Source organism: Streptomyces sp. BA2, assembly GCF_009769735.1.
Taxonomy (GTDB): domain Bacteria; phylum Actinomycetota; class Actinomycetes; order Streptomycetales; family Streptomycetaceae; genus Streptomyces.
On sequence record NZ_WSRO01000002.1, the window covers coordinates 1558554 to 1580573 of the forward strand.

Annotated in this window: 20 protein-coding genes; 7 read left to right on the forward strand and 13 right to left on the reverse strand. The window is 69.9% G+C overall.

What is annotated here, in order from left to right; all coding sequences use genetic code 11:
- Positions 1-74: 74 nt before the first annotated feature.
- Positions 75-350: a DUF6332 family protein gene (locus tag E5671_RS09560; protein ID WP_160503419.1), complete on the forward strand. Its 276-nt coding sequence runs from the start codon at positions 75-77 to the stop codon at positions 348-350.
- Here E5671_RS09560 and E5671_RS09565 read toward each other — a convergent pair.
- From E5671_RS09565 to E5671_RS09575, 3 genes are all read right to left on the reverse strand, one after another.
- Entirely contained in the window at positions 311-976 is a 666-nt protein-coding gene (locus E5671_RS09565) for a response regulator (RefSeq protein ID WP_160503420.1), read from the reverse strand. The genes E5671_RS09560 and E5671_RS09565 overlap by 40 nt on opposite strands.
- Positions 973-2229, reverse strand: coding sequence for a sensor histidine kinase (locus E5671_RS09570; protein WP_160503421.1), 1257 nt, complete (start codon positions 2227-2229; stop codon positions 973-975). The genes E5671_RS09565 and E5671_RS09570 overlap by 4 nt, the downstream gene beginning before the upstream one ends.
- Before the next feature lie 131 nt (positions 2230-2360).
- Positions 2361-3059 (reverse strand): TetR/AcrR family transcriptional regulator, encoded by a 699-nt coding sequence (locus E5671_RS09575; RefSeq protein ID WP_160503422.1) that lies wholly within the window; start codon positions 3057-3059, stop codon positions 2361-2363.
- A gap of 174 nt (positions 3060-3233) precedes the next feature.
- Here E5671_RS09575 and E5671_RS09580 point away from each other — a divergent pair, with 174 nt between their 5' ends.
- On the forward strand, positions 3234-3722 hold the full coding sequence (locus E5671_RS09580) for a nitroreductase family deazaflavin-dependent oxidoreductase (protein ID WP_160503423.1): 489 nt from the start codon (positions 3234-3236) through the stop codon (positions 3720-3722).
- A gap of 45 nt (positions 3723-3767) precedes the next feature.
- On the opposite strand, the gene E5671_RS09585 is transcribed toward E5671_RS09580, so the two are convergent.
- Entirely contained in the window at positions 3768-4970 is a 1203-nt protein-coding gene (locus E5671_RS09585; protein WP_160503424.1) for a geranylgeranyl reductase family protein, read from the reverse strand.
- A 135-nt stretch (positions 4971-5105) separates the two neighbouring features.
- Here E5671_RS09585 and E5671_RS09590 point away from each other — a divergent pair, with 135 nt between their 5' ends.
- Entirely contained in the window at positions 5106-6461 is a 1356-nt protein-coding gene (locus E5671_RS09590) for a dipeptidase (protein WP_160503425.1), read from the forward strand.
- Between the two features lie 3 nt (positions 6462-6464).
- Here the strand turns inward: E5671_RS09590 and E5671_RS09595 are convergent, their stop codons facing one another.
- Positions 6465-7508: an NUDIX hydrolase gene (locus E5671_RS09595; RefSeq protein WP_336605718.1), complete on the reverse strand. Its 1044-nt coding sequence runs from the start codon at positions 7506-7508 to the stop codon at positions 6465-6467.
- A 261-nt stretch (positions 7509-7769) separates the two neighbouring features.
- Between E5671_RS09595 and E5671_RS09600 the strand changes: the two genes are divergently transcribed.
- Positions 7770-8147: an anti-sigma factor antagonist gene (locus E5671_RS09600; protein WP_160503427.1), complete on the forward strand. Its 378-nt coding sequence runs from the start codon at positions 7770-7772 to the stop codon at positions 8145-8147.
- A gap of 163 nt (positions 8148-8310) precedes the next feature.
- Here E5671_RS09600 and E5671_RS09605 read toward each other — a convergent pair whose 3' ends face one another.
- The 5 genes from E5671_RS09605 to E5671_RS09625 all read right to left on the reverse strand — a co-directional run bounded on the left by E5671_RS09605 (position 8311) and on the right by E5671_RS09625 (position 13066).
- On the reverse strand, positions 8311-8487 hold the full coding sequence (locus tag E5671_RS09605) for a hypothetical protein (protein WP_160503428.1): 177 nt from the start codon (positions 8485-8487) through the stop codon (positions 8311-8313).
- Between the two features lie 184 nt (positions 8488-8671).
- Positions 8672-9784 carry a hypothetical protein gene (locus E5671_RS09610; protein WP_160503429.1) on the reverse strand — a complete coding sequence of 371 codons (1113 nt, stop codon included), beginning with the start codon at positions 9782-9784 and terminating at the stop codon, positions 8672-8674.
- Positions 9785-9895: 111 nt separating this feature from the next.
- Positions 9896-10822, reverse strand: a complete 927-nt coding sequence (locus tag E5671_RS09615) for a carbohydrate ABC transporter permease (RefSeq protein WP_160503430.1) — start codon at positions 10820-10822, stop codon at positions 9896-9898.
- On the reverse strand, positions 10819-11733 hold the full coding sequence (locus E5671_RS09620) for an ABC transporter permease subunit (protein ID WP_160510083.1): 915 nt from the start codon (positions 11731-11733) through the stop codon (positions 10819-10821). The genes E5671_RS09615 and E5671_RS09620 overlap by 4 nt, the downstream gene beginning before the upstream one ends.
- A gap of 64 nt (positions 11734-11797) precedes the next feature.
- Positions 11798-13066, reverse strand: coding sequence for an ABC transporter substrate-binding protein (locus E5671_RS09625; protein WP_160503431.1), 1269 nt, complete (start codon positions 13064-13066; stop codon positions 11798-11800).
- 267 nt (positions 13067-13333) lie between these two features.
- Between E5671_RS09625 and E5671_RS09630 the strand changes: the two genes are divergently transcribed.
- On the forward strand, positions 13334-15493 hold the full coding sequence (locus tag E5671_RS09630) for an NPCBM/NEW2 domain-containing protein (protein ID WP_237330142.1): 2160 nt from the start codon (positions 13334-13336) through the stop codon (positions 15491-15493).
- Between the two features lie 67 nt (positions 15494-15560).
- Here the strand turns inward: E5671_RS09630 and E5671_RS09635 are convergent, their stop codons facing one another.
- The gene (locus E5671_RS09635; protein WP_160503432.1) at positions 15561-16526 is read right to left on the reverse strand and encodes an ROK family protein; all 966 of its coding nucleotides are present in this window, start codon (positions 16524-16526) and stop codon (positions 15561-15563) included.
- 174 nt (positions 16527-16700) lie between these two features.
- On the opposite strand from E5671_RS09635, the gene E5671_RS09640 reads away from it, so the two are divergent.
- Positions 16701-17747 carry a LacI family DNA-binding transcriptional regulator gene (locus E5671_RS09640; protein WP_160503433.1) on the forward strand — a complete coding sequence of 349 codons (1047 nt, stop codon included), beginning with the start codon at positions 16701-16703 and terminating at the stop codon, positions 17745-17747.
- Between the two features lie 60 nt (positions 17748-17807).
- On the opposite strand, the gene E5671_RS09645 is transcribed toward E5671_RS09640, so the two are convergent.
- The gene (locus tag E5671_RS09645; RefSeq protein WP_160503434.1) at positions 17808-19511 is read right to left on the reverse strand and encodes a protein kinase domain-containing protein; all 1704 of its coding nucleotides are present in this window, start codon (positions 19509-19511) and stop codon (positions 17808-17810) included.
- A gap of 75 nt (positions 19512-19586) precedes the next feature.
- Positions 19587-20879, reverse strand: a complete 1293-nt coding sequence (locus E5671_RS09650) for a DUF6986 family protein (RefSeq protein WP_160503435.1) — start codon at positions 20877-20879, stop codon at positions 19587-19589.
- A 228-nt stretch (positions 20880-21107) separates the two neighbouring features.
- On the opposite strand from E5671_RS09650, the gene E5671_RS09655 reads away from it, so the two are divergent.
- Positions 21108-22004, forward strand: a complete 897-nt coding sequence (locus tag E5671_RS09655) for an endonuclease/exonuclease/phosphatase family protein (RefSeq protein WP_160503436.1) — start codon at positions 21108-21110, stop codon at positions 22002-22004.
- Positions 22005-22020 lie beyond the last annotated feature (16 nt).

Here is a 22020-nt window from a genome sequence, read left to right on the forward strand (position 1 = left end):
GCCCGACCGATCAACAGGCCGCTCCCGGCGCGCGGTTGCTTGCCCGCCGGGAGCGCGCACCGCACACTCTGAGGATGGGGCGAAGGACGCAGGCCGAGCGCGACGCGGACACTGTGGAGATCGGCTTCGCGCTCTTCGCCGCCACGTCCTTCGCGGGCTGCACGGCGCTGGCCGTGGCCTCACCGGCGTTCTTCTTCGGCGTGACGTCACCCAGCGAGGGCACGCTGGTCCGGGCCGGCGTGATCGCGGGGGCCGTCGTCTTCGTCGTCTCCCTGGTGACGATCCTCGTACGCCACCGGCGCGCGACGCGTCAGCCGAGCCAGCCGGGGCGTACCAGGCCGGACTCGTAGGCCAGGACGACCAGTTGGGCGCGGTCCCGGGCGCCGAGCTTCACCATGGTCCTGCTGACGTGCGTCTTCGCGGTGAGCGGGCTGACGACCAGACGGCGGGCGATCTCCTCGTTCGACAGGCCGATGCCGACCAGCGCCATCACCTCCCGCTCCCGCTCGGTGAGTTCACCCAGCGGCTCGGGCCCCGTGGGTTCCTTGGAGCGGGCCGCGAACTCGGCGATGAGGCGGCGCGTCACACCGGGCGAGAGCAACGCGTCGCCGTCGACCACCGCCCGGACGGCACGCAGCAGTTCCTCGGGCTCGGTGTCCTTGACGAGGAATCCCGAAGCCCCGGAACGGATCGCCTCGAAGACGTACTCGTCCAGCTCGAAGGTGGTCAGCATGACCACCTTGACGTCGTTCAGGTCCGGCTCTTCGGTGATCTTCCGGGTCGCGGCGAGCCCGTCGAGCAGCGGCATGCGGATGTCCATCAGGACGACGTCGGGCCGCAGTTCCCGCACCATGCGCACGGCTTCCTCGCCGTCCGCGGCCTCTCCGGCGACCTCGATGTCCCGCTGGGCGTCGAGCAGCGCCTTGAACCCTGCCCTGACCAACGACTGGTCATCGGCGAGCAGTACGCGGATCACTGGTCCTCCTGAGGTGACGTGCGGGTGGGCAGTACGGCGGTGACCCGGAATCCCCCGTCCGGGCGCGAGCCCGCCTCGATCGTGCCATTCAGGGCCGCGGCGCGCTCCCGCATTCCCGCGAGACCGTTGCCGCTGCCGCCCGCGTCCGCGCCGGTCGCGGGGCCGTCGTCGTCCACCCGCAGGGTGAGCGCCGCGGCCTCGTACCGCACAAGCACGCGCGCGTGCCGCGATCCCGAGTGGCGTACGACGTTCGTGAGGGCCTCCTGGATGATGCGGAAGGCGGCGAGGTCGACGCCGGGCGCCGGCTTCCTGCCGGTTCCTTGCGTGTCGACGTCGACCGTGAGCCCCGTACTGGCGGCCTGCTGCACGAGCTCGGGCAGCCGGTCGAGCCCGGGAGCAGGGGCGCGCGGCGCGTCACCGGGTGCTCGGAGCGTGTCGAGTACCTGACGGACCTCCCCAAGGGCCTCCTTGCTCGCGGCCTTGATGGTGGTCAGGGCGGTGCGGGCCTGCTCGGGGTCGGAGTCGAGGAGCGCGAGGCCGACGCCCGCCTGGACGTTGATCACGGAGATGCTGTGCGCGAGGACGTCGTGCAGCTCGCGGGCCATGCGCAGACGCTCCTCGTCGGCCCGCCGCTTGGCGGCCTGCGCGCGCTCGGCACGCTCCTTCATCCACTGCTCGCGTCGTACGCGGGCCAGCTCGGACACGGCGATGATGGCGACGACCCAGACGGCGACGACGGTCTCCTCGCCCCAGGTCCGCGGTCCGTCACCGTCCGGCGGCAGCCACCGGTAGAGCCAGTGCGCGACCAGCAGATGCCCGGCCCACAGCATCGCGACGGCGCCCCACGCGGCGCGCCGGTGCCCAGCGACGACCGCGGCGAAGCAGCCGACGGCGACGGTGATGAGGACCGGGCCGTACGCGTACCCGGCCCCGAGGTAGACGAGGGCGGTCCCTGCCGTGACGTACGCGACCGGGACCGGGTGGCGGTGGCGCAGCAGGAGCGAGACCGTGCCCGCGAGGAGGAGCAGCCGGGCGTAGGTGTCGAGCGGCTCGCGGTCGAGCTGGCCTTCCGCCGCGTACTTCGAGCCGATCTGCACGAACACGGTGATCGCCAGGGTCGTCAGCCACGGCAGCCTGCTGACGTTCCCCGTCTCGTCGCGCTGGTTCCACCACGGCGGCCCCTGCCGCCACATCGCCGGTCCGCCCCAGGGCAGGGGCGGACCGCCGCGCCTGTGTTCGCGCTGCTCATCCATGTCGGCCACGCTAAACCGCGCGGCGGGCGGCGGGCGTCAGCCGGACGGGGCGATCACGCGTACTCCCGCGGGAGTACCTCGAAGGCACCCGAGGCCCGCACCCGCGGGGGCGAGGCTCTGAGACCGAAGGCTCAGCTCTGCTCCAACAGCCCGACTCCGTGGGCGAGTTGAGTGGCCGCGTACGAGAAGAACACCGCACGGTCCTCGACGACGCGGTTGAACTGCCCGAACACCTCGAAGCCCACGAGCCCGAACAGCTGGGCCCACGCCGCGACCATCGCCGTGATCACCGCCGGCGGCAGATCGGGCGCGAGATCGGCCGCGATCCGCTCGGCCTCGGTACGCAGCCCGCCCGGCAGCGGCCGCACGGCGACGCCACGTCTCTGATGGGCGTCGCGCAGGATCCCGATGAGCAGCTGCCCGACGCGGGCGGCGGCTTCGACCGTGGAGGCGGGCGCGCTGTAACCGGGGACGGGCGAGCCGTAGATGAGGGCGTACTCGTGCGGATGCGCGAGCGCCCAGGACCGCACGGCCTCGCACACGACCGTCCAGCGACGCACAGGTTCGGCCGACGCGACCTCGGCGTGCGCCTGCTCGGCGGCGGCGCCGAGGGAGTCGTAGGCGTCGATGATGAGCGCGGTCAGGAGTTCGTCGCGGCTGGGGAAGTAGCGGTAGAGGGCGGAGGACACCATGCCGAGCTCGCGGGCGACGGCGCGCAGCGAGAGCTTGGCGGCGCCGTCGGCGGCCAGCTGTCTGCGCGCCTCGTCCTTGATGGCGGCGGTGACTTCGATTCGGGCGCGGGCCCTGGCCCCGCTGGTGGCGCTGCTCATACGGGCAGTGTGCCATGCGTTCGGAGCGGTGCACCAAAACGAGATCGGCGCACCTCGATGTGAGCGCCGCACACTTTCGAGAGCACTGCTCTTGAAATGGAGCACCCATCTCGTGCACACTGCTCTTAAGCGAGAGCAGTGCTCTCGGAATCCCTCCCGACTCTGGCGGTCACCATGTCTTCCTCCTCCCCCTCGGCGTCGTCCTCCTCCGGCTCCCCCACCCCCTACTACCTCAAGGGCAGCCCGCTCGCCGTGCGGCTCAACAGCGTGATCGGCTGGCTGGCGCGGCGCGGAATCAGCCTTGCGGGGTCGGCCGAGCTCTCCGTACGGGGGCGCAAGAGCGGGCAGATGCAGCGCATCCCGGTCAACCCGTTCACGTACGAAGGCGCCCAGTACCTGATCTCGGCCCGCGGGCACTCGCAGTGGGTGCGCAACATGCGCGTGGCGGGCGGCGGTGAGCTGCGCGTGGGACGCAAGGTCCGCGCGTTCACCGTCGAGGAGGTCCCGGACGCCGAGAAGCTGCCGCTGCTGCGCGGCTATCTGGAGAAGTGGGGCTGGGAGGTCAACCAGTACTTCAAGGGCGTCACCGCCAAGTCCACGGACGCGGAGATCGAGGCGGCCGCGGGCGACCACCCCGTCTTCCGCGTCACCCTCACGAAGTGAGGCCGGGCTGCCACGAGCGGAGCCAGTCCACCAGCCCCGCCCGGCCTACCGGTCCAGCGCGCTCAGCGCCCGGCCCGCCAGCGGATGGTTCCGCACCAGCTCGCCGAGCGTCGTCGAGCCACGGGTGATCCGCGCGAACGCGTTCCACGCGGGACGGAACCCCGTGATCGCCGCGTGCAGCGCGCCAGGACGGCGCTCGAAGACGGTGAGCATGCGCCGCCCGACGCTCATCTCGACGCCGAGGCCCGCCTTGATGGCGAACGCGTAGTTCAGGGCCTGGCGGCGGGCGTCGACCGCGTCGTGCGCCTCGCCGATCCGCACCGCCCACTCCCCCGCGAGCCGCCCCGAGCGCAGCGCGAAGGAGATGCCTTCGCGCGTCCACGGTTCGAGCAGCCCCGCCGCGTCACCGCACACCACGACCCGGCCGCGCGAAAGCGGCGAATCGTCGCTCCGGCAGCGCGTCAGATGCCCGGAGGAGATGCTCGGCTCGAAGCCCGCGAGGCCGAGGCGGGCGATGAAGTCCTCCAAGTACCGCTTGGTGGCCGAGCCTTCGCCGCGTGCGGAGATGACACCGACGGTGAGGGTGTCGCCCTTGGGGAACACCCATCCGTAACTGCCCGGCATCGGGCCCCAGTCGATGAGGACCCGGCCCGCCCAGTCCTCGGCGACGCTCTGCGGCACCGGGATCTCGGCCTCAAGACCCAGGTCCACCTGGTCGAGCTTCACGCCGACATGTGCACCTATGCGGCTCGCGCTGCCGTCGGCCCCGACGACCGCGCGGGCGAGCACCGTCTCGCCGCCCTGAAGGACCACCGCCACCGTCCGCCGGTCGGGCACCGCGGAGCCGTGCTGCTCCACGCGCGCGACGGTGACGCCGACGCGCAGCTCGGCGCCCGCCTTCTGCGCGTGCTCGACCAGTTGCTGGTCGAACTCGGGGCGGTTGATCAGCCCGAAGAGCATCTGCTTCGAGCGGCGGGTGCGGGAGAACTTGCCGTCCAGGGAGAACGTCACCGCGTGCACCCGGTCCCTCAAGGGCAGTTCGAACCCGGGCGGGAGCGCGTCACGCGAGGGGCCGATGATGCCGCCGCCACATGTCTTGTACCGGGGCAGTTCGGCTTTCTCCAGGACGAGGACACTGCGTCCCGCGACGGCTGCCGCATAGGCCGCCGACGCCCCCGCCGGCCCTGCTCCCACCACGACGACGTCCCACACGTACTGCGCGTCGTCCGCTGAGTTCTCGCTGCTCACGTTGGTCTACCGCTCCCGATCCAGCTGTTGGCCGCGCTTTCCAAAGCATCCTACGGCGGGCACCTCGGCCACCCTCCTGTGGGAGGATCACACCACCCACATCCGTACAACGTCGCACCTACGAGGAGCGTGCCCATGTCGCCGAATCCGATCGCCGAGACCGTCGCCTCGCTCATGCCGGAGGCGAAGGCGGAGCTCACCGAACTGGTGGCCTTCAAGTCGGTGGCGGACTTCGATCAGTTCCCCAAGAGCGAGAGCGAGGCCGCCGCGAACTGGGTGGCGGACGCGCTGCGCGCCGAGGGGTTCCAGGACGTGGCCCTGCTCGACACCCCGGACGGCACGCAGTCGGTGTACGGCCTGCTGCCGGGCCCCGAGGGCGCTCCCACCGTGCTGCTCTACGCGCACTACGACGTGCAGCCGCCGCTCGACGAGTCGGCGTGGACCACCCCGCCGTTCGAGCTGACCGAGCGCGACGGGCGCTGGTACGGACGCGGCAGCGCCGACTGCAAGGGCGGCATCCTGATGCACCTGCTCGCGCTGCGCGCCCTGAAGGCGAACGGCGGTGTCCCGGTGACCGTCAAGGTGATCGCCGAGGGTTCCGAGGAGCAGGGCACGGGCGGTCTCGAGCGGTACGCCGAGCAGCACCCCGGCCTCCTCGCGGCCGACACCATCGTCATCGGCGACGCGGGCAACTTCCGCGTCGGCCTGCCGACGGTCACGGCCACGCTCCGCGGCATGACCCTCATGCGCGTCCGCATCGACACCCTTGAGGGCAATCTGCACTCGGGACAGTTCGGCGGCGCGGCCCCCGACGCGCTCGCGGCACTGATCCGGGTGCTCGACTCACTGCGCGCGGAGGACGGCTCGACGACGGTCGACGGGCTCACGGGCGACGAGGTGTGGGACGGGCTTCAGTACGAAGAGGACACTTTCCGCAAGGACGCCAAGGTCCTCGACGGCGTCCGTCTCGTCGGCAAGGGCACGGTCGCCGACCGCATCTGGGTGCGTCCCGCGGTCACGGTGCTCGGCATCGACTGCCCGCCGGTGGTCGGCGCGACCCCGTCCGTACAGGCGGCAGCGCGGGCGCTGATCAGCCTGCGGGTGCCGCCGGGCGTGGACGCGGCCGAGGCCACCAAGCTCCTGCAGGCGCACCTGGAGTCGCACACCCCCTGGGGCGCGCGGGTGACCACCGAGCAGATCGGGCAGGGCCAGGCGTTCCGCGCTGACACCACGAGCCCGGCGTACGCGGCGATGGCGGAGGCGATGGGCGAGGCGTTCCCGGGCGAGGAGATGCAGTACGCGGGGCAGGGCGGCACGATCCCGCTGTGCAACACCCTCGCCGCGCTCTACCCCGAGGCGGAGATCCTGCTCATCGGTCTCAGCGAGCCCGAGGCGCAGATCCACGCGGTCAACGAGAGCGTGTCGCCACAGGAGTTGGAGCGGCTCTCGGTGGCCGAGGCACTGTTCCTCCAGAAGTACGCGACGCGCTGACCGTCACTGGCTGCCGACCGGCACCCCCGCCTCCAGGTAGAGGACGGCCCCGCGCTCCCGCGCGCGCAGGGCCCAGCGCAGCCGTTCGTAGCGCACGGAGGGCAGCAGCCGGGCCGCCTCCTCCTCGGTGACGAAGCGGCAGGCGCGGAGTTCCGGGCCTGGCAGCAGCATCCGCCCTGCCTCGCCGCTGTCGAGGCTCCCGCCGTCGAAGAGGAACCGCATCCCTCCGTAGCCGGGCGGCCTCGGCGGCTCCCAGTCGACGACGAGGAGCCGGGGGGCGTCGGCGAGTTGGATGCCGGTCTCCTCGGCCACCTCGCGCACGCCCGCGCGCGCGGGCGCCTCGCCCCGTTCGACGACGCCGCCGGGGAACTCCCAGCCGGCCTTGTACGTCGGGTCGACGAGCAGCACCCGGTTCCGCTCGTCGAAGAGCAGCACGCCGGCCGCGAGTGTCTCCGCGGTGGGTTCCGGGGTCTGCACGATGTCGCACACGGACGCGGCCCCGGTGCGTACGGCGTCGGCGATGCGCTCGGCGGTCTCGCAGGGGGTGAGCGCGCCGGTGTCGATGCGGTGGGCGTCGGCGCCGAGCCAGCCCGCGAGCGCGGCGCGGTACGGATCGATGTGGTCGAACGACCACTGCCGCACGCGCATCTCGCCGTTGGGCAGGTCCGGGACGGGGCGTCCTGATATTCGTTCGCGCAGGATCGTTTCGTCCGGGGCCAGAACGACGTGTCGTACGGCGATCCTGCGCGAGGCGAGACCGCCGAAGATCTCGTCGCGGTAGTCCTGCCGCAGCAGGGTCATGGGCACCACGAGGACGCCACCGACCTCGGCGAGCAGGGCCGCCGCCGTGTCCACGACAAGGCGCCGCCAGAGCGGCAGATCCTGGTAGTCGCTCACCTCGGCGAGGCGCTTGGGCGGCAGGAGTTCGCGCAGTCCGCCGCCGATGACCTCGGGGTCGAAGAGTGTGCTGTTCGGGATCAGCTCGATCAGTTCCCGTGCGGCGCTGGTCTTGCCCGCACCGAACGCGCCGTTGATCCAGACGATCACGGTTCCCCCTCTTCTGTTGGCCCCCTGTGGCTTGCCCGCAACACCCTGCCACGGAAACCAGGCCCTGATGAGGCGGCCATCGCCTGGACCGAAAGGCGCCATTACATGTCAAGCGGGTTGCTTCCACTTCACCCCATCGAGTGGCAGTGCCCCTGCATGAATCGTTCCCTCACTGCGGGGCAGGCCCACCCCCGCTAGCGTGATCCGCCAGGCGCCCCAGCCCCTGGTGACCTCCGGCCGATGCCCGACTCTGGGGGACACGTGCAACTCGATGCACTGAACGAATTCGCCTTCGAGGACTCCGACCCGCAGCCGCGCGTGTACGGCTGCAACGGCGCGGTCGTCGTCGAACTCCACGGCGAGGTCGACCTGTTGGCCTACCAGCGGATCATCCCGCTCCTGGACCCCATCACCGGTGGAACAGCAACAACAGTGATCATCGACCTGACCCACACCACGTTCTTCGACTGCTCCGGCCTAGGCCTGCTGGTTCGCGCACGCCGTCGCACGAAGTCAAGAGGTGCCCGCCTCTCCGTGGTCTGCACCCACCCGCTGACGCTGCGCGTCCTGCGGCTCACGGGCCTCGCTCCGATGCTGTTACCGGTCTCCACGCTGGACGAGGCGCTGCGTCAGAAGTGAGCCCGCCCCAGGGGTGCGGCGGGCTCTCAGGGGTGCTGTGGGCTCTCAGGGGTGCTGCGGGGTCCGGGCAGCACTCAGAGCCTGCCCCGCATACGCCGTTGCCGGGAGGAGGCGCGCACGATGCATATATGCATTCCGTTCACACCCCGTGTGAAACACGCACTCACCGCGGCTTCGCCGCAGGCCGGGCAGCACGGGCGCGGTTGGGCCACCGGGTTCGCGTGTAGGCGTGGAAGTGGTCGCCGGCATGGTCCTGACCGAGGGTGCAGTGCAGGACATCACCGGGCCTCTCGTCCCAGCACAGGCCAGGGATGTCACGCGCGTACTTCGGGGCTTTCATGCGGAGTGCTCCGTCTGCTGGAGGTGGTCGGTGTGCACACTCCGACAATCTCAATCCCGCTGGTCAGTAAGGGATGTGACGCCCCATGACACAGAGTGGATCATGCGGACGGCCGTCTTCACGGCCACTCGTCACACCGGACGGCGCCGGTCTGTACGGCCGCCGTCCGGGGCCTCCCGAGCACTCAGTAATGCACGCGCGTGCCGACCGCCCTGTGGTCCGAGTAGTCCAGGTCGCGGTTGTCGCCGTCGCCTGAGAGCGCCTCGTCGGCCAGATCCCCTTCGTCGAACGTCGGCACCACCGCGTCCGTCATCCGCGGCAGCGCGCCGCCGGGCTTGCGGCCGAGGATGTAGTCGACGCGCCGGTTCACGCTCGTCACCAGGGTCCACCGGTCCTTGCGGCATGCGCTCGGGTCCGGCTTCGTCTGACAGTCGGCGTAGACCGCGTCACGGAACCCGAGGGTGCTGCCGGGCAGGTCGCCGTTGGCCATGGCGTACCACTTGCGCCAGGTTGCGTCCTCCCGGTCGTGGGCGTTGGTGTCGCCGCCCGCGATGTACAAGTCGGTCGCGCCGTACGGAGCGTGGCTGTCGTATCCGTCCTCGGTCAGTTCGTTCGACAGCTCCACGGCGTTCTCGTCGGCGCACTCCGTGCCGCCGTGGCCCATCGTCGGCCAGTGGAACGAAGCTGCCGTGACCGTCTTGCCCGACACCTTGTCGTGGAGGAGGGCCTTGACGCCCTTGGTGCGTGGCTGATTGTTGTTCACGCACTGGCCGTCCACGAGGTTCTGCGCCTGCCAACGGTTGCCCGGGGACTGCGACTTGACGAGCTGGAGCCGGTCGGTCCGCCAGATCACGGCGTTGGTCTGGCGCTTCTTGAAGTCCCAGCACTCGCCGCCCGCGCTCTCCTTGGACGGCTCCGGGTCGTTCTCGGCGAGGACACCGGCGTACCGTTCGCCGAAGTGTGTCTCCATCCGGTCGAGCAGCAGGTCGAGCTGGGCCTTGTTGTTGAGCTGCTGCACCAGGTAGACGTCGGGTTTCAACTCCTGGGTGCGCATGTAGTACATCAGGTCGTGCCAGTCACCGGCACAGGTGGCGGGCGGCTGCTCGTCCGAGGTCGGCAGGTTCTCCACGTTGGCGTCGTACACCTGGAGAAAGCCGGGGTCACCGTTGGGCCCGGCCTCCGCGGGCGCCGCGGCCAGGGCCGGTGCCGCGAGGGCGGGAGCCAACAACAGCGTGAGGAGTCCGAGCAGCCGCCCGGGGCTGAGTCCGCGTCGCGTCGACGCTCTGAGAAGATTCATGGCCCGACGGTAGGCACTCGCCGGCTGGGAGTCGCCGCATTTCGGCGGTGCCCGAAAGGTGTGGCGGTCTTCCCGGGTGATCTGACGATGATCCCGGCGGATGGGACGAGGTCACCCCTTGCTCGACCCCAGCGTCAGCCCCGCGATGAAGTGCCGCTGCAGGAGCAGGAAGACCAGAACCGTGGGGAGCGCCACCAGGACCGAGCCTGCCGCCAGGAGGTTGTAGTCCGTGAAGAACTGGCCCCGCAGGTTGTTAAGGGATGACGTGATCGGGAGTTTGTCGGGGTTGGAGATGAAGATGAGGGCCCAGAGGAAGTCGTTGTAGATCCAGGTGAATTCCAGCGTGCCCAGCGCCGCGAGGGCGGGGCGGCACAGGGGGAGAGTGATGCGCCAGAATTGCGTCCACACTCCCGCGCCGTCCACGATCGCCGCCTCCAGGATTTCCTGCGGCAGCGTCCGCATGAAGTTCGAGAGCACGAAGACGCAGAAACCGACCTGGAAGCCGATGTTGACGATGATGATCGCCCAGTACGAGTCGTACAGGGTGAGGGAATCGGACATCCACCAGGGGAGCGGGATCTTGAGGAAGAGGACGTAGAGGGGGGTGACCAGAACCTGTGGCGGCAGCAGGTTTCCCGCCGTGAAGAACATCAGGAGGATCATTCCGCCGCGGATCCGCAGGCGGGACACGGCGAAGGCCACGAACGCCGCCAGGAAGAGCGTGATCAGGACCGCGGGCACCGCTATGAGCAACGTATTGGTGAAGTACTTGCCCATGCCGGAATCGCTGTAGGCCTGGCGGTAGTAGTCGAACGAGAGGCTCTTGGGGAACGAGAAATAGCCGTTCCGCGCTGTCTCCTCGTACGGGCGCAGTGAGGCGTAGACGGCCAGGAGGAGGGGCGCCAGGAAGCCGAGGGTGACCGCCATCAGAAAGATGTGCACCCCGAAACGGCCGGGGCGACGGCTGCGGCCCGCGGGCTTCTCTGCAAGGGGTGCGGACTTTCCGTCGAGCGGCGTCGTGTGGATGTCGGCTGTCATCGGTCGCGCGCACCTCGCAGCTCTTGGACCAGGAACGTCACGATGAATCCGAGCGAGACGGTCAGGAGTACGACCGCGATGGCGGAGCCGAATCCGATGCGGCTCGCCTCACCGATGATGTTGTCGGTGATGAGTACGGAGAGCAGTTCCAGGCCGTTGCGGCCCTTGTTGACCGCGTAGACGATGTCGAAGGCGCGCAGGGCCTCGATGACCGTGATGACGCCGACGATGACATTCACCGGGCGGAGTGTCGGGAAGACGACGCGGAAGAATGTCTGGCGGGCGTTCGCGCCGTCTATCTGTGCTGCTTCCTTCAGGGCCGGGTCGACGGATTTCAGCCCTGCCAGGTACAGGATCATGACGTAACCCGTGTGCCGCCAGCTCGCGGCCAGCATCATCATCCAGATGTTGATGTCGGAGTTCCCGAGCCAGTCGATCGGGTCGTTCTGGTTGTTGAGGATGGTGTTGACCACGCCCTGGTCGGTGCCGAGTATCAGCTGGGCCATGAAACCGACCACGGCGAGCGAGAGCACCACCGGCATATAGAGCACCGACTGGTAGAAACGGCTGAAGCGGACTCCGCGGTCGATGACCACCGCGAGGAGCAGGCCGAAAGGCGTGGCCACCAGGCCGAGGAACGCGATCCACAGCAGGTTGTGGCGGACGGCGGGCCAGAACGCCGGGTAGTTGTCGACCAGGTTCTCGTAGTTCTTGCCGCCCACCCACTCGATGTCGCCTATGCCGTCCCAGGACGTGAAGGACAGGCCGACGGAGGCCAGGGTCGGGCCCCAGATGATGAAGATGTCAAGGAGGACGGGAATTCCCAGAAGCACGCCGAGCACGACGATGTCACGGCGTGTGAAGCGCCGTGGTCCCCGCCGCCCGGCGCGCCGCGCGGATTTCCGCGGCACGGGTTTCTGCCGCACGGTTTTCTGCGGCACGGTTTTCTGCGGCACGGGCGCGGTCCCCCGCTACTCAGCTGACGTCCGAGGAGAAGATGTCCTTCTTCTGGCGCTCGATGCTGTTGACCAGGCCGTCGACGTCGTTGGGATTGTCGATGAAGTCCTGCAGCGCCTTGATCATGACGGTCTGTGCGAAGTCGGGCCTGGTGTCCCGGTCGAGGAACTGCGAGATCTGCTTGGCCCCGGCGACGAGTTCGGCCGACTTCTTCTGGAGCGGGCTGTACTTACTGGTGTCGGCGCCGTCGTTGACCGCGACGTTGTTGGGGTCGCCGGCCAGGTAGGTGTCCTCGGCCTTCGGTGTCCCGAGCCACTTCAGAAGTTCCTTGGCGCCGTCGAGGTTCTTCGACTTCTTCGCCACCAGGAATCCGTCGATCGGCGCCTCGACGGCGTCCTGACCGTGCGCCGGATCGATCTCGGGGAAGGCGAAGAAGTCGATGTCGTCACGTTCGTTCGCCGGGAACTGCTGGCCCGGGTGCGGCATTCCGAAGACGGCCATGGCGGTCTTGCGCCGCTGGAGCCCCTGCCCTGCCTCTTCCCAGGTACGGCCGAGCGCGCCTTTCTGGTAGTACGGCATGAGTTCGCGCCACAGGTCGAAGACCTTCTTGACCTTGGTGTCGGTCCAGGCTTCCTCGCCGGCCATCAGGCTCTTGTGGAACTCGTATCCGTTCAAGCGCATGTTGATGTAGTCGAAGGTGCCCATGGCGGGCCAGCCGTCCTTGTCGCAGAAGGCGACCGGTATGCCGTCCTTGCTCATCTTCTTGGCGAGCGCGATGAACTGGTCCCACGTCTTGGCCTGTTCGTAGCCCTGTTTCTCAAAGAGGCTCTTGCGGTGGAAGACGGCCCATGGGTAGTAGTAATACGGCACGAAGTACTGCTTGCCCTCGTGTGTGGACTGCTCCCGCAGCGCGTCCGAGAAGCCATCGAAGCCCTTCCAGACATCGCTGATGTCGATCAGCAGCCCCTTCTCGGCGAAGTACTGCATGCGGTATCCGGCGAACCACATGAAGACGTCGTCCGGCGTCCCCTGGAGATAGCGCGTGATGTTCTGCTGGAACTCGTTGTGCTCTGTCGTGTTGACCTTGACGGTCTTCCCCGACTTCTTCTCATAGGCGTCGAAGGCGGCGGCGAACGCCTTCTTGGGCACCGCGTCCGAGGAATTGGACCCCATCGTGACTTCGTCCTTGTTGCCGCCCGGTCCTTCACCACAGGCCGTGAGCAGGGCCGGAAGGGTGACCGCTCCGGCTCCGGCGGCGGCACCTCGCAGGACGTTCCGCCGGGACATCCGATGTCCTGACATGCTGCGAGGCGTGGTAGGACCCATGAACGATGACTGTGCCATGTCCCCCTCCTCGGGGTGCAAACGAACACAACCGAACGCAAGGGTTGCGATCCCACTCCCAAGCGCCACCACAGTCAAGGGTTTCGGCGTCCGGGTGCTCGAACCGTTACGGCTCCTCTTCCAACAGAGTCCAACACGGCCTACCGTAAGCGCGCACCTCTGACACGTACATGCAGCCCCCAACTTCTGCGAGTACGGAGGAATGTAACGATGCGTCATCTCTCACCCCGCTCCACGCGTCGAAGAGTCGTCGGATCGCTGACCGCCGCACTGCTGTGCGCCGCGGGGCTCGCGGCCCCGGCGGCGGCACGCGACGCGGGCAGCGCGAACGGCGCGGGCGGCGCGAACGGCGCGGGCGGCGCGAACGGCGCGGGCGGCGCGAGTGACACGGGCGGCGCGAGTGACACGGGCGAACGGAGCACGGCCGCAAGGCCCTCCACCGATGGGGCGAAGCTCAACGACGCCTCCGGGACGAAGCTCCCCGACGGTCTCGCCCTCACCCCGCCCATGGGCTTCAACAACTGGAACTCCACCCACTGCAGGGCCGACTTCGACGAGGCGATGGTCAAGGGGATCGCGGACATCTTCGTCGAGAGGGGCCTCAAGGACGCCGGCTACCAGTACGTCAACCTCGACGACTGCTGGGCGCTTCCCGAACGGGACGCGAACGGCAAACTGGTGCCCGACCCCAAGCGATTCCCCAACGGAATCAAGGCAGTTGCCGACTACGTGCACGCCAAGGGGCTCAAGTTCGGCATCTACACCAGCGCCGGCACCAAGACCTGCAACACCGCGGGCTTCCCCGGCGGACTCGGCCATGAGGCCAGCGACGCAGGGCAGTTCGCCGACTGGGGCGTCGACTACCTCAAGTACGACAACTGCAACAACCAAGGCGTCGACGCCAAGAAGCGGTACATCGCGATGCGCGACGCGCTGAAGGCCACCGGGCGCCCCATCGTCTACAGCATCTGCGAGTGGGGCGAGAACAAGCCCTGGGAGTGGGCAGCCGACGTGGGCCACCTGTGGCGCACCACGGGCGACATCAGCGACAACTGGTCATCGATGCTGTCGATCATGAAGCAGAACCTGCCGCTCGCGAAGTACGCGGGCCCGGGCCGCTGGAACGACCCGGACATGCTGGAGGTCGGCAACGGCGGCATGACGGACACCGAGTACCGCACGCACTTCTCAATGTGGTCCGTCATGGCCGCGCCGCTGCTCATCGGCTCCGACCTGCGCAAGGTCTCACCCGAGACCTTCGAGATCATCGGCAACAAGGAAGTCATCGCCGTCGACCAGGACCCGCTGGGCAAGCAGGGCGATGTGCTGTCGTCGGAGGGCGGCCGCTGGGTCGTCGCCAAGGAGATGAAGGACGGCAGCCGGGCGGTGGCGCTCTTCAACGAGACGGGCACCGCCCAGTCGATCACCACATCGGCGAAGGCTGTCGGGCTCCCGGACGCCGACGGATACACGCTGCGGGACCTGTGGAAGCACAAGAGCTACAACACGGCGGGCAAGATCTCGGCGACCGTCCCCGCGCACGGCACCGTACTGCTGCGCGTCTCGGCGGACGGCGAGTGGGCCAAGAACCCGCCCGCCGTCGAACTCGGCCTGGACGGTGCCCCGTTGGTGGAGGCGGGCAAGCCCGCGAAGCTGACGTCGAAGGTCAGCAACCTCGGCCGCACCCCCGCGCAGAAGGTGTCCGCCACCTTCACGGGCCCCTCCGGCTGGCGGATCAAGGCGACGTCACCCTCGACCGCGAGCTCCCTGCCTACGGGCAAGTCGCTGAGTACGTCGTGGTCGGTGACCGCACCGCGGGGCGCGGCTCCGGGAGCGTACGACCTCACGCTCAGGGCCGGCTACCGCTCCCCCGCGGGCACGCGCGCCGAGAGCGTGCTGCCGCTGACGGCTCATGTCGTGGTGGCGCCGCCCGCGGGCAACTCGGCGGTCAGTGGCCTGCCGTGGATGTCCACGGTCAACGGCTGGGGCCCGGTCGAGAAGGACACCAGCAACGGCGAGGAGGCGGCGGGCGACGGCAATCCGATCACCATCGGCGGGGCCGTCTACGCCAAGGGGCTCGGGGTGCATGCCGAGAGCGCCGTCGAGTACTACACCGGTGCGTCCTGCGAGAAGGTCACGGCGCAGGTGGGCGTCGACGACGAGAAGGGCCTGAAGGGAACGGTCGCCTTCGAGATCTGGGCGGACGGAAAGAAGGCCGCGTCGACCGGCGTCCTCACCAACGCCCATGCCGCGCAAGGCCTTTCGGCCGATGTGACCGGCGCCCAGGTCGTCCGTCTCGTCGTCACGGACGGCGGTGACGGCAGGGACTCCGACCACGCGGACTGGGCGGACCCGGTCCTCAGCTGCTGAGCCGCGTAAACCGTTGATCGAGAGCTGGGGGCCGGGCTGACGTCGTGCGGCCCGGCCCCCAGAGCGGTCAACTCCCCACAGCCGGACGCAAGTCCACGGCCCTGTCCTCCTGGCTGAGCGCGGCAGCCGCGGCCCCCACCAACCCCGCGTCCGTCCCCATCAAGGCTGGGCCCACGGTCAGATGACGTACGAACGAGAGCGTGGCGTACTCCCGCAGGGACCGCCGCAGCGGGTCGAAGAGCACGTTCCCCGCCTTCGCCACCCCGCCTCCGATCACGGCGACGTCGATCTCGACGAGCGTCGCCGTGGCCGCGATGCCCGCGGCGAGCGCCTGCGCCGCCCGTTCGAAGGAGGCGACGGCGACCGGGTCCCCGGCCCGCGCGGCGAGGGCGACGGCGGCGGCGGACGTGTCGCCGTCGGCCCCCGGACGCCAGCCGCCCTCCAGCGCACGCCGCGCGATGTTCGGGCCACTGGCTATGCGCTCCACGCATCCGCGCGCCCCGCACGGGCAGGGGTCACCGTCCAGATCGACGCTGATGTGGCCGATGTGGCCCGCGTTCCCGGTGGGGCCGGGGTGCAGCTTGCCGCCGAGGATCAGTCCTCCCCCGACTCCCGTGGACACCACCATGCACAGCGCGTTGTCGTGGCCACGGGCCGCACCCTGCCAGTGCTCGGCCGCCGTCATCGCGACGCCGTCCCCGACCAGCTCGACCGGAAGCCCGCCGGTGGCCGCACGCACCCGCTCGACCAGCGGGTAACCGCGCCATCCAGGGACGTTGACGGGGCTGACCGTCCCCGCCGACGCGTCCACGGGGCCCGCACTGCCGATGCCGACCGCGCGCGCCCTGCCCCACAGCGGGGAACGCGTGAGCTCGCCGAGAACCTCTTCGACCGCCCGCATCACGGTGTCGCCGTCCTCGCGCGCGGGCGTGGGCCGCTGGGCGCGCAGCAGGATCCGGCCGCGCCCGTCCACCAGGGCGCCGGCGATCTTGGTGCCGCCGATGTCGAGTGCGGCGACGAGGTCCGTGTGCATCAGTGTCAGATCTCCTGGTGAATGGGCAGGCCGCTCTCCCTGTGAGAGGGCAAGCCGGAGAATGCGATGGACAGTCTCTCTTGCATCTGACAACGTTGTCCAGGTTCTATGCTCGACGCCACATCACTTACGCACACTTTCAGCTCACCTTCGTCGACGACAGGACAGCGCACCGTGGCCGAGACCGCCAGCCGACCCGAGCGACCCGAACCCCGCTACGGCAACCGTCCGACCATGAAGGACGTCGCCGCCCGCGCCGGAGTCGGCCTCAAGACGGTCTCCCGTGTCGTCAACGGCGAGCCGGGCGTCACTCCGGACACCGAGCGCCGCGTGCAGGAGGCCATCGACGCCCTCGGCTTCCGGCGCAACGACAGCGCGCGCGTCCTGCGCAAGGGCCGCACGGCCAGCATCGGCCTCGTCCTGGAAGACCTCGCCGACCCTTTCTACGGCCCGCTCAGCCGGGCAGTGGAGGAAGTGGCCCGCGCCCACGGCGCGCTCCTCATCAACGGGTCGAGCGCCGAGGACCCGGACCGCGAGCAGGAGTTGGTGCTCGCGCTGTGCGCCCGCCGGGTCGACGGGCTCGTGATCATCCCGGCCGGTGACGATCACCGCTATCTGGAGCCGGAGATCGCCGCCGGTGTCGCTACCGTCTTCGTCGACCGTCCCGCCGGGAAGATCGACGCCGATGTCGTGCTCTCCGACAGCTTCGGCGGCGCGCGCGACGGCGTCGCCCATCTCATCGCCCACGGCCACCGCCGCATCGGCTTCATCGGTGACCAGCCGCGCATCCACACCGCCATAGAGCGCCTGCGCGGCTACCGCGCGGCCATGGAGGACGCGGGCATCCCCGTCGAGGACGAGTGGATGTCCCTCGGCCCCACCGCCCCGGACCGCGTCGAGCAGGCCACCAGGACGATGCTGGGCGGCTCCGAACCCGTCACGGCGATCTTCGCGGGCAACAACCGTGTGACCGTGACCGTCGTCCGCGTCCTCGCCGGGCTCCCCCGCCCCGTTGCTCTCGTCGGCTTCGACGACATCGAGCTCGCCGACCTGCTGCAGCCGGGCGTGACCGTCGTCGCCCAGGACGCCGCGCAGCTGGGCAGGACCGCCGCCGAGCGCCTGTTCCGGCAGCTGGACGGCGCGTCCGACGCCCCGGAGCGCATCGAGCTCCCGACGCGGCTCATCAAGCGCGGGTCGGGCGAACTGCCGCCCGCGGGCTGACGGTTGGCGGTCGACGCTTGGCAGTCGGTGGTGCGAGCGCGGTCGGTGGTGCGAGCGCCGTCAGCAGACGGGGAGGCCGGGCAGCGGCTGGTCGTTGTCGCCGCCCTTGATGTAGACGTCGCTGACGAAGACGTCTCTGTTGCCGCTGTCGTCGTCCGTCTTGGCCCACCAGACGTTCGTCCACTCGCCGTGCGTCTCGCGGCGGCCGAGGTTCTGCTGGCAGTAGAAGTAGTTCGTGCCCGCGTTCAGTACGCCCGCCTCGGCGCCCGCCGCGGTGTACGACTTCGCCGTGCGCCAGACCGAGCAGTTGTACTTGCCGCCGCCCGCGGCGTGGCAGGCGGCTTCGGGGGCCGGATCGTCGCCGCCGCCCGATGTACCACCGTCCCCGGTGGGCTTGGAGGTGGGCTCGGCGGAGGGCTTGGGGCGGGTCGCCGGTCTGTCCGTGGACTTGGGGTCGTCTTCCTTGCCGGAGGAAGACTCCTTCGCGTCAGGCTTACGGGACTTCTCCTCGCCCTGCTTCGAGGGCTCGGGGCCGTCCGTGCCCTCCAGGGCGCCGCGGCTGTTGTCGGCTTCCGGCTCGGCAGCGCCCCCGGAGGAGGCGGGTCGCTGGGCCTGGTCTCCGCTGTCCCCTTGGCCGTTGAGGAGGGCGACGGTGACGCCCGTCGCCGCCAGGACGACCACCACGGCCACAGCTGCGAGCAGCGCACGCCCGCGGCGGGGCCGCCGCTCGGGGGGCGTGGCGGGCGCCACCGCCCCGGGTGGCACCACGCCACTGGAGAGCGGCGGCCCGGGTGGCACCACACCACTGGAGAGCGGCGGCCCGAAGCCCGGCGGTGGCGCGCTCGGGATGCTCCGCTCGGTGGCCTCCCTCTGCCGCGGCGCCGGCTCGCGCAGGGCGGCCGTGACGGCGCCGCCGGCCGCGTCGGCGAGGATCAGCGCGGCCTGCTCCGCGGCCGGGCGTGCCTGCGGGTCCTTGTGCATCAGCTGTCGCAGCACGGGGATCAGCGGGCCTGCTCGCTGCGGTTCGGGCAGCGGGTCGGTGACGATCGCGGTGAGCGTGGACCACGTCGACGTACGGCGGAACGGGGACGCGCCCTCGACCGCCGCGTACAGCGTGGCGCCCAGGGCCCACACGTCGGACGCGGGGCCCGGGTCCTGGCCCTGGGCGCGCTCGGGCGCCAAGTAGTCCAGGGAACCGACGAGTTCGCCGCTGCGCGTGAGGTGCGTGGCCGAGCCGTCCCCCGGGTCGTCCATCGTGGCGATGCCGAAGTCGGTCAGGACGACGCGGCCACCGGTCTCCAGGAGGATGTTGCCTGGCTTGACGTCGCGGTGCAGGACTCCGGCGCGGTGGGCGGCGGCGAGCGCGTCCATGACCTTGGCGCCGATGGCCGCCGCTTCGTGGGGGTCGAGGGTGCCGCGATCACGCAGTACGTCGTCCAGGGAGGGTCCTTCGACCAGCTCCATGACGATCAGGGGACGCCCGTCGACCTCCGCCACGTCGTGCACGGCGACGACTCCGGGATGGCGCACGCGGGCGGCGGCGCGTGCCTCGCGCTGCATCCGTACGCGCAGGTCGGCCAGTTCGGGCCCGGCCGCGTCCGTGTACGTCCGCAGTTCCTTGACGGCGACCTCGCGGCCGAGCACCTCGTCGACGGCGCGCCAGACGACGCCCATGCCGCCGCGCCCGAGCTGCGCGGTCACGCGATAGCGCCCGGCAAGAAGGCGGCCGGCACCGCCCGTCTGTTCCTGATCCCCCGAAGTCACCGCTGCCCCGTTCCTGTGACACCACTTTTCGTGGCTCACAGACTACGGGGCAGGGGTGACAGCGTGTGCCGGGAGTTACTTGCCGTGCGGCGTGAGGTCCCCGCGGCGCGGGCCCGAGAAGCTCTGCAGGCGGGCCAGCGTCAGACCGGTGAGCCGGGTGACCTCGCCGACGTCGAGGGCGCCGCAGTCCAGGCCGCGCAGCAGGTACCCGGCGAGCGCCTTGGCCGACGCGGGCTCGTCCGCCACGTCGCCGCCCTCGCGGTGGGCGGCGTACGCGGACAGGCGCGCGGCGGCCTGCTCGAAGCCCTCGCGGTAGAACGCGAACACGGCGGCGTAGCGCGTGGGGATGTGGCCGGGGTGCATGTCCCAGCCCTGGTAGTAGGCGCGGGCCAGGGCGCGGCGCGTGAGGCCGTAGTGCAGCCGCCAGGCGTCGTGGACCTTCTCGGTGGTGCCGACGGGCAGGACGTTGGTGGAGCCGTCCGAGACGCGTACGCCGGTGCCTGCCGCGGCGACCTGCATGATCGCCTTGGCGTGGTCGGCGGCCGGGTGGTCGCTGGTCTGGTAGGCGGCGCTGACACCGAGGCAGGCGCTGTAGTCGAAGGTGCCGTAGTGCAGGCCGGTGGCGCGGCCCTCGGCGGCGCCGATCATGCGGGCCACGGTGGCGGTGCCGTCGGTGGCGAGGATGGACTGGCTGGTCTCGATCTGGATCTCGAAGCCGATCCGCCCTGCCTCCAGGCCGCGTACCTTCTCGAACTCCTCCAGGAGGCGCACCATCGCGGTGACCTGCTCGGGGTAGGTGACCTTGGGCAGCGTGAGGACGAGGCCGTCCGGCAGCCCGCCCGCCTCCATGAGGCCGGACAGGAAGATGTCGAGGGTGCGGATGGCGCGGTCGCGCACCGCCTCCTCCATGCACTTCATGCGGATGCCCATGTACGGGGCGGCGGTGCCGTTCTTGTAGGCCTCGGCTACCAGGCGGGCCGCGCGGGCGGCGTCCTGGTCCTCGTCCGCGCCCTTGTAGCCGTCCTCGAAGTCGATGCGCAGGTCCTCGATCGGCTCGCGCTCCAGCTTGGCGCGCACGCGGTCGTAGACGGGCGCGGCCAGGTCGTCGGCGAGGCCGAGGACGGACGCGAAGGAGGCGGCGTCCGGTGCGTGCTCGTCGAGGGCCTTCAGGGCCTGGTCGCCCCACGTGCGGATGGTGTCGGCGCCGAAGAGCTCACCGGGGACGTACACGGTGTGGACCGGCTGGCGGGTGCCCGGGTCTCCGGGGTAGCGGCGCTCGAGCTCCGCGTCCACCGGGGCGAGGGAAGCGCTGATGCCCTCGCTGACCGCGCCGGCGAGGCTCGTTGCCACCTTCTCTTGCTGACCCATTCCTGCACCCTCCACACACTCAGGACCACACACTCAGGACCACACTGGATTGCTGAGTTTCCGCTTCACGGAATCAACAATCCGCATGGCGAAGTTATCCGTCGACCTTCCCGCTGGTCAACACCCTCTCGTCTGCCGGACCTCGTCCGTTCATCCATGTCTCAGATCCTGCTTCCGCACTCGCGTGCCCGCACCTCATCCTGACCGCCACCCACTGAAGGAGACCGCGTGCCGAATGACACCCGAGTAACGCGCCGCTTCGGCCTGCAGACCGCGCTCGCCGCGGTGGCCCTGCCCCTCTTCACCACCGCGCTGGCCGCCTCGCCCGCCCACGCGGTGGAGCGCGCGGGGCGCCGCCTGGAGGTCATGTCGTTCAACCTCCGCTACGCGAGCACCACGCCGCCCAACACCTGGGCCGACCGCCGCCCGGTGACCCGGGAGCTCCTTCGCCGCGCGCGCCCTCATGTCATCGGCACCCAGGAAGGCCTCTACCAGCAGGTAAGGGACATCGCCGAGGACCTGGGCCCGCACTACGACTGGATCGGCACCGGCCGGGCGGGCGGCAGCCGGGACGAGTTCATGGCCGTCTTCTACGACACCCGCAGGCTCGCGCCGATCGAGTACGACCACTACTGGCTCTCCGACACCCCGGACGTCATCGGTTCGAACACCTGGGGCGGCGGTTCCATCCGCATGGTCACCTGGGTCCGCTTCCACGACCTGCGCACGGACACCGAGCTGTACGTCCTCAACACCCACCTCGACAACGCGAGTCAGTACGCACGCACGCGTGCCGCGAGTTTGATTTCCGAACGGATCGCCGCCCTCGACCCGTCCCTGCCGCTTCTGGTCACGGGTGACTTCAACGTCGCGGCGCACAAGAACCCGGTCTACGACACGATGCTGGGCGCCGGTCTGGTCGACACGTGGGACGCGGCGGACGAGCGCAGCAAGGCGTACGCCACCTTCCACGGCTACAAGCCACTGGTGCCGGACGGCGACCGGATCGACTGGATCCTGGCGACGCCCGAGGTGCGTGTCCACTCGGCGGTGATCAACACCTTCTCGCAGGGCGGACAGTTCCCGAGCGACCATCTGCCGGTGCAGGCCTCGCTGACCCTGTGAACGAGCGAGGCCCTCG